Here is a 12,566-nt window from a genome sequence, read left to right as displayed (position 1 = left end):
CCCACGTTAATGGTGAGCCTTATGGGTTGCTGCCGCTGCTGCACCCGGCTCGTGGGAGTGGAAGATCTTCTGGTCTTCGGGTCCGGTTACGGTCAGCACACCAGACAGGCCCTTTTCCACACGAGACAAGGCATGGTCAACCAGAACGTAATGGCCCGGATAGTCTACTTTGAACTCGACCATGGTAGCGCCGCCCGGGGCAACCGAGGTGGTCTGCACATCGGTCAGCGGAGGGCTGGTCAGGGAAGCCTGGCTATAGACCTTGTCGAAGACTTCGCCGATGACGTGGAAGCTGGACGTCAGGTTGGGTCCGCCGACGCCGAAGAAAATACGCACGGTTTCGCCCACTTTAGCCTCGAGCTTGTACTGTTTGCTCAGGGCATCCATGGTGCCATTGAACATCAGGTGCTCGGGGTTTTCGTCGAGCAGTTTTTCGAGCGAAAACTCTTGATGCCCCAATGCGCCGTGCTTTTCAGCGGTGTAGAGCTCGCCTTGCATCACATAGAACTCACGATCGACTGCCGACAGGCCACCTTCGGGTTCGACCAGAATCATGCCGTACATGCCGTTGGTAATATGCTGAGCCACCATGGGCGTTGCGCAGTGATATACAAACAGCCCCGGATGCTTGGCCGTGAAGGTAAAACTCTTGGCCTGACCTGGTGCCGCCTGGGTTACGTCAGCACCACCGCCAGGACCCGTTACAGCATGCAAGTCAATCGAGTGGATGTGCGAGGCATCCGAAGCGTTGGCCAGGTTGATGGTTACGGTATCGCCCACACGAACGCGGATGAACGGGCCCGGTACCGTGTTATTGAAGGTCCAGTATTTATAGGTGCTGCCGTCGGCCAGTTTACCTACCACTTCAGTGGTTTCAAGATCAACGGTGATGTGCTCGGGGCCGCGCTTGCCAACAGGTACGCCAACCTCGGTGGGGTTCTTGGCAATATCCAGAGCGCTGCTCTCAGCCTGTTCTTGCGGTTCACCCACTATCAGCTTGCCAAACATGCCGGCTGCCTTGTGCCCGGGTAGTGTGCACAGGTATTCGAATGTGCCGTTCGCGTTGGCACGGAACACAATAGCCGTGGCAGCGCCTTTCCCGGTGATGTGGTCGGACTTGGCGCCAAACTGAGGTACCGCAATATCGTGAATGGCGCCGTCGCCGTTGATCACGTTAATTTGCACCACAGCATTTTCCGGCACCTGCAGGTCAGGGTTGACCTGACCGTTAATAGCCCCCGCATCGCCAATAAACACCAGCTTGCCGTCTGCGATGCTGGTACGCAGGGTAAAGGTGACGTCCGGTGTAAAACTAACCGTGCCGTGCGGCGCATCGCCATCGTGGGCCGCAAATGAGGGGGCAACAAACCCCAACGATGCCACGAAGGCACACAACATAAGCAATATTCGCATTATTGATTTCCCCTGAAAGTTCGCGACTTAGTGCAATCCAGACTCCACTGTACTTGAAGCAGCCATATTGGTTTTGATGTAAGTCAAGGCAATGACGTACACAGCGACCGCCCTGGAGATTACTTATAAAAATGGAACAATTAATTGCGTTTTTTGCATCTTATCAAACAAATGCTGCTAATTCATAATGAATCCATTGCTTCTTTTAAATATTTTGACGTAAACCGAACATCTGGAGAACTCATGAAACTGCTGCACGTAGACTCAAGCATCAACGGCGCCAATTCCGTTTCCCGCCAACTTACCAAGGACGTCGTCGCACAGTGGCTGGCTGACGCTCCCGACACACAAGTCGAATATCTGGACCTGGCAGTCAACACGCCCAGCCACTTTTCGCAAGACGCCATGGGCTTTCGCCTGCCTCCATCCAGCGAAACACTGACCGACGCTCAGCGCAGCGAAAACGCTCTTTCCGAGGCTTTGGTGTCGCAATTTCTGGCGGCGGACGTGATTGTAGTGGGCGCCCCCTTGTACAACTTCTCCATTCCAACGCAGCTGAAAGCCTGGATCGACCGTCTGGCTCAGGCCGGCCGTACCTTCAAGTACACAGAGTCCGGGGTAGTGGGACTGGCCGCAGGCAAGACGGTAATTGCAGCGCTCAGCCGCGGCGGCATCTATTCCAATAGCGAAGCCGGCCGCGCCATGGAGCACCAGGAAACCTACCTGAAAACGGTCTTTGGCTTCTTTGGCATTACCGATGTACGCGTCGTACGTGCTGAAGGCACTGACATGGGCGCAGAGAATCGTGCACAAGCTCTGGAAACCGCCGACCGATGCATCAAGGTGCTGGCTAACCAAACCTTCGATCCGCAAACGGCTGAAGCCGCAGCCTGATTAACGACAGGCAGTACAATCGGGCCTATGTTCTGGTGTCCGTCCAATCCCGGGCGGACACCATAGAGCTCTAAAGCGCCCAACCGTGACCACCCCTCTTTCCTTCTCCAGCCTGCCTCTCTCTCCTGCCATACTCGATAATCTGGGAACACTGGATTATCAGGCGATGACGCCCATACAGGCGCAAAGCCTGCCGCTGATACTGGCCGGCCAAGACTTGATCGCCCAGGCCAAGACCGGCAGTGGCAAAACCGCTGCGTTCGGGCTGGGCATTGTTCATAAACTCGACGCAACAGCCTATCGCATCCAGGCACTGGTGCTTTGCCCTACCCGCGAACTCAGTGAGCAAGTCGCCAATGAACTGCGTCGGCTCGCCCGCGCCATTGGCAATATCAAGGTTCTGACACTGTGCGGGGGCACGCCTATCCGGCCACAGATCGAATCATTGAAGTTCGGCGCCCATATCATCGTAGGTACGCCAGGCCGCCTGATGGATCACATCGAGCGCGATAGCGTCGATTTCTCGGGCCTGAACACGCTGGTACTGGACGAAGCTGACCGCATGCTGGACATGGGTTTCTATGACGATGTAGCCAAAGTCGTTGGTGCCTGCCCCGGCATACGGCAAACCTTGCTGTTTTCAGCCACCTACGCCGATGACATCCGCAAGGCCAGTGCGCGCTTTTTGAACAAACCCGCAGAAGTCAAAGTTGAATCAGTGCATGATGCCGGCCAGATAGAACAGCGATTCTATGAAATAGACGCCGACAAACGCCATAGTGCGGTCGCCCAGCTGCTGGAACATTTCAGACCTGACTCAACCCTGGCCTTTTGCAATACCAAGGCGCAATGCAGGGAGCTGGAGGCTTACCTTGAGTCGCGTGGTTTCAGTGCACTGGCACTGCATGGCGACCTCGAGCAGCGCGATCGCGAAGACGTGCTGATTCAATTTTCCAATCGCAGCTGTTCCGTCCTGGTTGCTACCGATGTGGCCGCACGCGGCCTGGATATCGATGCGCTGGATGCCGTCATCAATGTAGAGATCACACCCGATCCTGAAGTGCACATTCACCGCATAGGGCGCACGGGCCGTGGTGAGGCCAAGGGACTGGCCCTGAGCCTGTGCGCCGGCTACGAAATGCGCTGGGTCAATCAGATTGAACAATATCAGGGGCAAGCCATTGTGTGGTCCAACCTGAAATCACTGAAGCCCGCACCAGGCGGCCGCCTGCGGGCCCCGATGGTCACCCTCTGCATACAGGGCGGCAAAAAAGATAAACTACGGCCGGGCGACTTGCTGGGCGCCTTGACGAAAGACGCCGGTATTGCCGGCGCGCAGATTGGCAAAATCAATATTCTGGAATTCGTCAGCTTCGTCGCACTTGAGCGAGGTATTGCCAGGCAAGCCTACGCAAAGCTGAGCAGCGGCAGCATCAAGGGTCGGCGATTCAAGATGCGCTTCATGGCTGAAGTCTGAACCAAGCAGCCCGCACTGGCGTGCTCGTCAGCCATGAAACCGGGCAACGCTGCTACAAGCGTTCTTTCAGCCAATGCCCAAGCTTGGTTGCCTTGGTGCTCAGGTAGTTTTCGTTAAAAGGGTTGCGGTTGACCTGTATGGGAATACGCTCGGACACCTGCACACCAATTTTTTCCATAGCCCGCACTTTGCGAGGGTTGTTCGTCATGAGCCGCAAAGCCGATATGCCGAACTTGGCAAGCATGGGTTTACATAAATCATAGCGACGCATATCTGCGGGGAAACCCAGGCGTTCGTTGGCCTCGACCGTATCGGCGCCTGCGTCTTGCAGCTGATAGGCACGAATTTTATTGACCAAACCTATACCCCGCCCTTCCTGGCGCAAATACAGCAAGACGCCACGCCCCTCGGTGGCAATGGCGCGCAAGGCAGTTTCGAGTTGTGCTCCGCAATCGCAGCGCTGACTGAACAGCGCATCGCCCGTCAGGCATTCGGAGTGCACACGGGCCAATACTGGCTTGCCATCGCTTACATCGCCCAAAGTCAGTGCAAGATGCTCTTTGCTGGTGGCGGGATCTACAAAGATATGAATGGAAAACTCCGCCCACGGTGTCGGTAGTTTGCTGGATGCAATGTAATCCAGCTGATAATTCACAGGGCGGGCGTCGGCGCTGCCAACGACATCGTTTTCGGGCTCGGCCGAATCAGCGCCTGGGGTAAGCGGCATAAAGAAAACCTCGAGATACAAAAAAGCGAAGGCCAGCGTACGACAGCCCCTGCATGCGCAACAACGCTGCAAGCCAATATAATACTTCGGTAAAGAATGAAAAGGGCAGCCTCAAGAGCTGCCCTTTTCTATGGAAGGAAAAAAACGCCCTTATACCTTTACACCCAGGTATTTCTCGATGACGCTGTTGTCCTCCTGGAGTTGCGTCGGAGTGCCTTCAAAAACCATATGCCCGTTATTGATCAGGTAACAACGATCAGCCAGCGAAAGGGCTGCCCGCACGTTTTGTTCAACAATGACAATAGTATTGCCGGCTTCGGCAAGCCGACGGCATACTTCGATAAGGTCGCGCACGATCAAGGGCGCCAGACCTTCGAAAGGTTCATCCAGCATGATGATATTGGCATTGCGTATCATGGCTCGCGCAATCGCCAGCATTTGCTGTTCTCCTCCCGACAACTGCTTTCCACGATTGCGCCGGCGCTCGGCCAAACGTGGAAACGTTTCGTAGATTTCATCCAGCGAACGCGCCCGCTCTGCAGACATCGCCGCCAGCTGCAGGTTTTCCTGCACGGTAATTGACCCGAAGACGCGCCGCTCTTCGGGAACAAGCTGTATGCCACGCCTGGCCAACTGATACGGAGGAAGATGCTGAACCTCAGTGCCGTTATGACGGATAGTGCCACTTTTGGTTTGCACCATCCCCATCAGGGACTTGAGTGTAGTGCTCTTGCCGGCGCCATTTCGCCCCAGCAAAGCCACCACTTCGTTCTCTTCCACGCGCATCGACACGTCGAACAGGATATGGGAATCCCCATAGTAGCTATTGATTTTATCGACCTCAAGCAGACTCATGCTCGTCCATCCCTCCGAGATATGCTGCCTGGACTGCCGGACTCGACCGGATTTCATCCGGAGTGCCTTCCGCCAGCTTACGGCCTTCATAAAGTACGGTAATGCGCTCAGCCAGTTCAAACATGGCATCCATGTCGTGTTCGACAATCACCATGCTGCGGCCTTTGCGTATTGATTTAAGCAGCGCAACGACGTGCACACGTTCTTCTGGCCCCAAACCTGCAAGAGGTTCGTCGAACAGCAACACGTTTGCGCCAGTGGCCAGCGCCAACCCGATTTCCAGGCGACGTTTTTCACCATACGACAGCTCGGACACCAGAGTATCGGCCTGGTGCCTGAGGCCAACCAGCTCTATGGCGGCATTGACCTGCTCATCCAGCCCCTCCGAGCGATGCAGGCTGCGCAACATATCGGTGCGGAACTTGCCCCGGCTACGCGCCAGCACAGGTATGGCGGCATTTTGCCGGACGGTCAAGGCCTCGAAAAGCTGATTGATCTGGTAGCTTTTGCTCATGCCCAACTGGCAAACTGCAGTGACGCCGATGCCGGTGATTTCCTGACCTCGGAAAAACACTTGACCCTTGGTGGTGGGCAGCTCGCCGGCCAGCATGGCAAAGAAGGTGGATTTGCCCGCGCCGTTAGGCCCGATCACACCACGCATCTCACCTTCGGACAATGAGAAATCCACATCACTGACTGCCATCAGGCCGCCGTACTGCTTGGTGATGCCACGTGCTTCGAGCACTGGCGCACCAGGTCGGTTAGCGATGGGCGGCACAATGCTCAGTGGAGCCATAGACACGCTGTCAGCTTCGTCATCGACCACTTTGGTGGTTTTGCGGCGGCGCTGCATGAAGTCAAGCACACCACCTGCCACACCATGACGGAACACAGTGACCAACACCACGAACACAATGCCCAGTATCAGTTTCCAATAGGCACCAATATTGGCCACCTGCTGCAGACCTTCATACAGATACAGCCAGATGGTCGCACCCAGCAATGGGCCCAGCAAAGTACCTGCTCCGCCCATGACTGTCTGGATGACCAACTGCGCGGAAGTGTCGAGCGCAAAGGCATCTGGCGGCATATACGACTGGAACACACCAAGCAGGCCGCCGGCCAGACCGCCATAGGCGGCAGCAATCACAAACACGGTCAGCTTGTAACCCTGTATGGAATGCCCCAGCGCCATGGCCCGCTTGGGGTTGCCCCGTATGGCCTTGAGCACTGCACCAAACGGCGAACGTACAATGCGACGGGCGATCAGATAGCCGACAAAGAAGAACGCGGCTACAAACCAGTACATGGGCCAGCCACTGGAAATATTGATGGTCGTGAAACCAAGCGATATTTCTGGTGGCGGTACACCCGCAATGCCGTTTTCACCTCCGGTGTACTCCTTGAACAAGGAGTTTTCAAGAAAGTAGAACATCTCGCCAAAAGCCAGTGTGCTCATTGCGAAATAGATGCCCGTGCGACGCAAGGTCAGGTAACCAATGGCCAGGCCGGCGAGCGCGGCAACCACCACACCGCAAAGCAAGGCAAACAGCATATGAGGCACGATACCCGCTGTCAGCAGGTAGGCAGCCACAAAGCCCCCGGTTCCATAAAAAGCTGACTGACCGAACGACAGCAAACCCGTATAGCCAAACAGAAGGTCAAACCCCAGACCAAACAAGCCCCAGATAAGAATGCGGGTCAGCAAGTCTGCACTCATGCCCAAATGCGGCAGGATAAACGGCGCAGCAAGCAGGCACAGGCCCACTATCATTTCTGGAACGCGGTGACGCAGGAATGCGCCTGAGTGTTGATGCGTGCTCATTCGCGACCCTCCTGTCCCATCAGACCCTGCGGCCGGAAAATAAGGACCAGTGCCATCACGACAAACAGCATCACATGCGAGTATGCAGGACTGAACATAGAAGTAAGACTTAGAATTTGGCCCGCAATAATGCCGCCAACAATTGCACCCGGAAAGGAGCCAACACCACCGATGACCACCACAACGAATGAGTCAACCAGTACTCGATGCCCCATATCGGGCGACAGCGTGACAATGGGAGAGTCGATGACACCCGCATAGCCAGCCGCCATGGCGCCAATACCAAACACGAGTAAAAAGGTGCGTTTGACGTTGATGCCCAATGCATTGACCATCTGGGCATCTTCGATACCTGCCCGCACGATAAGGCCCAGGCTGGTGCGGTACAGCACGTAATACAGCACCCCCAGCGTGGCTACGGCAATGCCCAGCGCCTGCAGGCGATACAGCGGATAGATCAACGATCCGATGTGTGCAATGCCCTGCCCCCACTCCGGGGTAGGCACCGACAGGCTGATCCCACCATAAATGGACCGGACCAGCTCGACCAATATGATCCCTATACCGAAAGTGACCAATATCTGGTCTTCGGGTGGACGGCCATAGTATTGACGCATGAGACCGCGCTCGATGATGAGCCCGACCACCAAGGCCACCAAGGAGCCAGCGGCAATGGCGACAACAAAGGACTCTGTCAGTCCGTATGCAGTGAAGCCGGCATACGCCCCCACCACAAACAAGGCGCCATGCGCAAAGTTAACAACCCCGAGCGTGCCGTAGATAATCGTCAAACCCGTACTGATAAGTGCCAGCAACAGACCGGTTGCCAGTCCGTTGAATAGCTGTGATAAGAACAACGACATGCTCGGCATTCAAGTTCCTCCTTTACATGTAGCGCACCCGGAATGATCTGGACAAGCGGCCCTGCCCCGTGCAGGGCGCCTGTTCAGCCATTCTTTGTTGTTGTCGTTGTTTTGTTAGACGTATGGGCCCAATTTGCAGCCCAACACACCCACATCGGGGAGAGCTTCCTTGCCGTTAACCACTTCCACGATCTCGAAGTAATCGTCGGGATTCTGCATATCTTCTTTTTTCTTCCCCTTGACGATGGGGAAGTTGATGATGCCCTGGTGATCTTCCGCGCGGAAGCTGACATCTCCGACCGGGCCTTGACGTACTTCGCCAGCCTCGTAGGCCTTGATCACGTCAGGTGGGTAGAAGGTTCCTGCCCGCTCGACCGCATCCGCCCAGAGCGCGGTAGTCAAGTAAGCGATGTACGCCGAATCACGCGGCTTGGCATTGTATTTTTTCTCGAATGCAGTGACGAAGTCCTTGGCAACCGGGTATTGGTCTTGCAGGGTCCACCAAAAGCCGGTAGCGCCATATACACCACCCATGATCTCGGCCCCGATTTCCTTCTCCAGGAAGGCCGACATGTAAGGCACCACGATGTTCATCTTCTCGAGCAAGCCAAACTGCTTGGCTTGCTTGATCGAGTTGGCGGCATCAGCGCCATAGGCAATGACGACTAGCGTATCGGCGCCGCTATTGGCAATGTTGATCAGGAATGAGCTGTAGTCTTTTGCGCCCAAGGGGTGCACCTGCTCGCCTACGGTTGTCCAGCCCTGTTTCTCGGTGAACTCGACCATGGAGTCGTAGGTGGTATGGCCGTAGGTATAGTCAGGCACAAGGTAGATGGCCTTGCGATCCTTACCCAGCGACTTGGCCAGCACAGGCGCAATGGCCTTGCAGGCCGTATAGGCAAAATAACATAGGCGGAAACCATAGCGCTGGCAATCTACGCCAGTGGTCTCGTTCGAGCCGCTGATGGCGGGCAAATAAATTGTGCGCTCACGATCGCAGACTTTTTGCAAAGCAATGGCAACTGCGCTGCTGGTGCTGCCCGAGATCATCATGGCCTTGTCGTCGTGAATAAAACGGCTGGCCGCCTGCACTGCCGTATTAGGCTTGGTTTCGGCGTCAGCCACCCCAAACTTGACGGTTTTGCCCAGCACACCCTTTTTGGTCAGTGGAGAAATTTTCTTGATTTCTTCTGCCCCGGCATTCAGTTGCTCAATGGCCAACTCATAGCCCTTCTGCTGGTCAGCTCCCTGAGCCGAGTACGGTCCGGTAATGTCGAGCGTCAAACCGATGAAAACGGAATCGCCCTCGGTCCCGGCTGGAAAATTTCCTATTGGTTTTTTCTCTTCGGCCGCTAAGGCCATTTTGGGTGCGCCGGCCAGCAAGGCACTGCCTGCCGCGCCCATCTTAAGCATTGACCGGCGATTCACGCCTCCGGTCTTGTTTTGGGTTTTGTCGTCCATCCATGAACTCCTTTAAATAAGTCAAATGGCTTGTTTCTTGATATCGGTCTGCGCCGACTTGGAGCACTGCAAAGGCACAGAGTATGTGTATGTATTGCGCCGAGTATTAGAAATACAATTTGAAACTTACGTAAAACTTACACAGCAAATACCCGCCATCTGCCTGCGTAAGGCTTTGTCGCTAAAATGCGACCATGAAGATCTGGATAATTTTGCTGAGTATGGCTGCTGCGGCGGGTACATGGTGGTGGCATGCCCGTTACAAAACTGACGGCCGCCAAACCCTGAAGCAAAAAATAAAAACTTTCACTACCAGCGTCATTGCAGGCGTGGCTGTATATTTTTTCCTGATGGCAATAGCTTTTATATATCTGATGCTTATAAGTAAATAGAAAAGTATTTAGTCTTATTTCTTTCCCCGCTTGCGTATCAGACAAAAATGAAATGTAATAGCACTTACAAAGCTCACATATTGCGCAATTTTTGTAACGTTTTCCTGAGCCGTTTGATTCAGGCTTCGTTTGTAAACGGGGTTTCACCATGCCCATGCTATTTACCAAGCTACTGGCAGCCATAGTCGTTACCTTTTTCAGTACCATTGCTGCAGCCACCTCGCCTTCTACATGGCCAGTCAGTCCATCACGCCTGCACTTATCGACCCCTTACGGTACGCTGGATGTCGCACCCAGCGAATACGTGTACGAATCACGGTTGCGCATCGACAAGATCGACGTAAGTCCCGCCATCACCGGCATACTCAATATCACGTATGCCTTCAGCACACCCAAAGCCCAGATAGCGCTTATTTCCATCAATGACGGCAACAACGGTTGTCCTGTCACCTACCGCTGGATCGCCCTGCAAGAATCGGGCTACACCCTCTCGCCCGAATTCGGTTCATGTTCAGATCAAATCAAGGTGAGCGCCCGAGGCCGTTTGCTTACCCTGCAAACACCCAGCTACAGTGCGCCCGGCAAAATCGACGTTTATACTTACGACGGAAAGACCATCAAACACCGAACTGCAAAACCTTAAAGAAGCAATTTGAAATCCGTCAATAATGAATCCTGGGGCTTTCTGCACCCCGAATGCCATGGCCAGCAAGCGCTCATGTTCTTCAGCTGGGACCTGGCAAAAACCATAGAGCAGCAATTCAAGCTCCATACCGAAGCCAGCCTCGCCGTGCAGCTGCACGAAGCACAAAAGGCAGTCGACCGTCTCTTGAAGCAATATGTGCAAATCCAGGCCAACCCCGACGCCTTCGAGGGCCAAAGCATCAAGCTCAGCCTGGAAAGAGACAATGCCGACCCGCAAGCCTCTGTGCTGGCACTGCAAACATCACCTCATCTGGAGGCCTTGATTTTGCAAGCTCAAGAACAACACAAAGGCTCCAGCAGCATCAATTAAGCCCGCCGGGTTACACCCTGCATGCTGTATTCATTCGAGGTCAATATGACAACACACCAGTGGGGCTACGAACGGGCTGACTGCAAGGGCGACCACGCCCTGAATCTGTTCCTGGAAGACCTGGAACATTTAGTGGATCATTACGCCGGGCAGGCCGGGCAACAGCTGGAAACGCGCTTATTCCAGGCCCAGGCCGCCGCCAACAAGCTGCTGCAGGCCTACCAGAAGAATGCACGCAACACCGAAGCCTTTAGCGGTCAGTTTATCGAGATTAAATCGGTTGTCGACGCACAGGACACCCTGCAATTGGTGCCTATTTTTTCCAGTGGACTAAAGCAGCATTTGGTGCGATTGCTGAAGCGCTCAAATACGACGACACAGCATTAGCATTAAGGCGCCATTTCGGCCAGCCGAGACACTGACGCCGCTATTTGCTAGCCTTTTGAGTGGCCCACACCAGGACCACGGCCAAAGCAGTCAAAAAATACCCTGCAGAACAAACGATGCAGCCATGCTTTCCAGGCACGGCGTTGCGCCGGCTGGGTACCTGCTGCGGCCAGCAGCAGCAACAGGAAAAGAACGCCTGCCCCAAGCGTTGCAGCGGTAACAACCAAGAGAGGAACAAGCAACTGATTCATTACACGCCTCCTAAGTAATTACCCCAAGTTTACGCCAAGTCGCCAGGCAAAAGCTACCGCCTGGCAGTGCGTGAGGCATAGGCATGAAGATACAAAATGCAGCCCACGGCAAGGCGCTGCAAAAGGCCGGTTGCTACAATGAATGCTTATCTAAGGAGTCTTATGTTGGAATTTCAGCCCGGAGCACGGGCGTATCTTATGGAAATACGGGCCCTATCCACGGACGGGGATCACAATGAAGTATTTGTAGGAATGACGGTCAAGGAGTCGGTTTGGTACCAGAACTATCTTGAAGAGTCATTTAACGGAAAAACTGACCGTTCCGACGGCTCGCAGGAAAAGTATCTGGCGTTACACGACAGGCACGAAGAGGCACGGCAGGCAGCGATAGCCGCTGAATCGCACTCACAGAAGCCTGCCAACTGATTGACGTTTTCAGACAGCAACCACTTAAAGAAGGAACAAGAATGAGCCTCGAGATGTTGGTCATACTAAAACCCGAAGCATTGACGCAACGGCTGCTAGCTGCCGCCGCAACAGAGCTGGGTCAAGAAATCCTGAAACTCTATCCCGATGGCTCAGACCAGCCTGCTATATTGCAGGTAAAGTGCAAACGAGTAGAGGCTACAGACTACGGTCTGATTCGGCTGGGGCTTGGAGGAGACGATCAAACGCTTGGGGTATCGGTAAGACCTGAACTGGTGATAGCGACGCTCGACTCAGAAGATCGGCTGCCATTTGGGTTTCTGCCAGAGGCAGATTAACTCTCCCTATCCTGCTCAATCGCTGCCGGCCCTAAACGCAATATTGAAAGAGGCTGGTACTTCCTGGCCCCAGGAAGAAGCGCAAAGCAAAAGACAGAAAAGCAAAGAGCCACTGACTAGAGTGGCTCTAACTAACTGATACTACCGCATGAATCTGGTGGGCTGTGACAGGCTCGAACTGTCGACCGACGGATTAAGAGTCCGCTGCTCTACCAACTGAGCTAACAGCCCATCGCTGCAAA

At 54.5% G+C, this 12,566-nt stretch carries 15 protein-coding genes and 1 tRNA gene; 7 read left to right on the top strand and 9 right to left on the bottom strand.

Features of this window, described 5'->3' with window-relative positions:
- Nucleotides 1–6 precede the first annotated feature (6 nt).
- Complete coding sequence (gene nirK / locus ERD84_RS08825) at nt 7–1,413, bottom strand: copper-containing nitrite reductase (RefSeq protein ID WP_209019824.1); 1,407 nt, start codon at nt 1,411–1,413, stop codon at nt 7–9.
- Nucleotides 1,414–1,656: 243 nt separating this feature from the next.
- Here nirK and ERD84_RS08820 point away from each other — a divergent pair, with 243 nt between their 5' ends.
- Entirely contained in the window at nt 1,657–2,307 is a 651-nt protein-coding gene (locus tag ERD84_RS08820; RefSeq protein ID WP_130039257.1) for an FMN-dependent NADH-azoreductase, read from the top strand.
- Nucleotides 2,308–2,392: 85 nt separating this feature from the next.
- The gene (dbpA, locus tag ERD84_RS08815) at nt 2,393–3,784 is read left to right on the top strand and encodes an ATP-dependent RNA helicase DbpA (RefSeq protein WP_130039256.1); all 1,392 of its coding nucleotides are present in this window, start codon (nt 2,393–2,395) and stop codon (nt 3,782–3,784) included.
- A 52-nt stretch (nt 3,785–3,836) separates the two neighbouring features.
- Here dbpA and ribA read toward each other — a convergent pair whose 3' ends face one another.
- The 6 genes from ribA to ERD84_RS08785 form a co-directional block, all read right to left on the bottom strand.
- Nucleotides 3,837–4,511, bottom strand: coding sequence for a GTP cyclohydrolase II (gene ribA / locus ERD84_RS08810; RefSeq protein WP_245150656.1), 675 nt, complete (start codon nt 4,509–4,511; stop codon nt 3,837–3,839).
- Between the two features lie 150 nt (nt 4,512–4,661).
- Nucleotides 4,662–5,366 (bottom strand): ABC transporter ATP-binding protein, encoded by a 705-nt coding sequence (locus ERD84_RS08805; RefSeq protein WP_130039255.1) that lies wholly within the window; start codon nt 5,364–5,366, stop codon nt 4,662–4,664.
- Complete coding sequence (locus ERD84_RS08800; protein ID WP_209019823.1) at nt 5,353–7,191, bottom strand: branched-chain amino acid ABC transporter ATP-binding protein/permease; 1,839 nt, start codon at nt 7,189–7,191, stop codon at nt 5,353–5,355. The genes ERD84_RS08805 and ERD84_RS08800 overlap by 14 nt, the downstream gene beginning before the upstream one ends.
- Nucleotides 7,188–8,054, bottom strand: coding sequence for a branched-chain amino acid ABC transporter permease (locus tag ERD84_RS08795; RefSeq protein WP_245150655.1), 867 nt, complete (start codon nt 8,052–8,054; stop codon nt 7,188–7,190). The genes ERD84_RS08800 and ERD84_RS08795 overlap by 4 nt, the downstream gene beginning before the upstream one ends.
- 114 nt (nt 8,055–8,168) lie before the next feature.
- Nucleotides 8,169–9,515 (bottom strand): substrate-binding protein, encoded by a 1,347-nt coding sequence (locus tag ERD84_RS08790; protein ID WP_130039253.1) that lies wholly within the window; start codon nt 9,513–9,515, stop codon nt 8,169–8,171.
- A 137-nt stretch (nt 9,516–9,652) separates the two neighbouring features.
- Nucleotides 9,653–10,063, bottom strand: coding sequence for a hypothetical protein (locus ERD84_RS08785; protein ID WP_130039252.1), 411 nt, complete (start codon nt 10,061–10,063; stop codon nt 9,653–9,655).
- Here ERD84_RS08785 and ERD84_RS08780 point away from each other — a divergent pair.
- The 3 genes from ERD84_RS08780 to ERD84_RS08770 are packed head-to-tail and all read left to right on the top strand — an operon-like array spanning nt 10,056 to nt 11,309.
- Nucleotides 10,056–10,550 carry a hypothetical protein gene (locus tag ERD84_RS08780; protein ID WP_130039251.1) on the top strand — a complete coding sequence of 165 codons (495 nt, stop codon included), beginning with the start codon at nt 10,056–10,058 and terminating at the stop codon, nt 10,548–10,550. The two genes, ERD84_RS08785 and ERD84_RS08780, sit on opposite strands and share 8 nt — an antisense overlap.
- A 9-nt stretch (nt 10,551–10,559) precedes the next feature.
- Nucleotides 10,560–10,922: a hypothetical protein gene (locus tag ERD84_RS08775; protein ID WP_130039250.1), complete on the top strand. Its 363-nt coding sequence runs from the start codon at nt 10,560–10,562 to the stop codon at nt 10,920–10,922.
- Nucleotides 10,923–10,967: 45 nt separating this feature from the next.
- On the top strand, nt 10,968–11,309 hold the full coding sequence (locus ERD84_RS08770) for a hypothetical protein (protein ID WP_130039249.1): 342 nt from the start codon (nt 10,968–10,970) through the stop codon (nt 11,307–11,309).
- A 47-nt stretch (nt 11,310–11,356) separates the two neighbouring features.
- Here the strand turns inward: ERD84_RS08770 and ERD84_RS08765 are convergent, their stop codons facing one another.
- Nucleotides 11,357–11,560, bottom strand: a complete 204-nt coding sequence (locus tag ERD84_RS08765) for a hypothetical protein (RefSeq protein ID WP_130039248.1) — start codon at nt 11,558–11,560, stop codon at nt 11,357–11,359.
- 162 nt (nt 11,561–11,722) lie between these two features.
- Between ERD84_RS08765 and ERD84_RS08760 the strand changes: the two genes are divergently transcribed.
- Nucleotides 11,723–11,986, top strand: a complete 264-nt coding sequence (locus ERD84_RS08760; protein WP_130039247.1) for a hypothetical protein — start codon at nt 11,723–11,725, stop codon at nt 11,984–11,986.
- Between the two features lie 41 nt (nt 11,987–12,027).
- Entirely contained in the window at nt 12,028–12,324 is a 297-nt protein-coding gene (locus ERD84_RS08755; RefSeq protein WP_130039246.1) for a hypothetical protein, read from the top strand.
- A gap of 155 nt (nt 12,325–12,479) precedes the next feature.
- Here the strand turns inward: ERD84_RS08755 and ERD84_RS08750 are convergent.
- Nucleotides 12,480–12,555, bottom strand: a tRNA-Lys gene (locus ERD84_RS08750).
- Nucleotides 12,556–12,566 lie beyond the last annotated feature (11 nt).

Origin of the sequence: Pollutimonas harenae (assembly GCF_004153685.1) — a bacterium.
Taxonomy (GTDB): Bacteria; Pseudomonadota; Gammaproteobacteria; order Burkholderiales; family Burkholderiaceae_B; genus Pusillimonas_C; species Pusillimonas_C harenae.
This window is presented reverse-complemented; position numbering and strand designations above follow the sequence as displayed.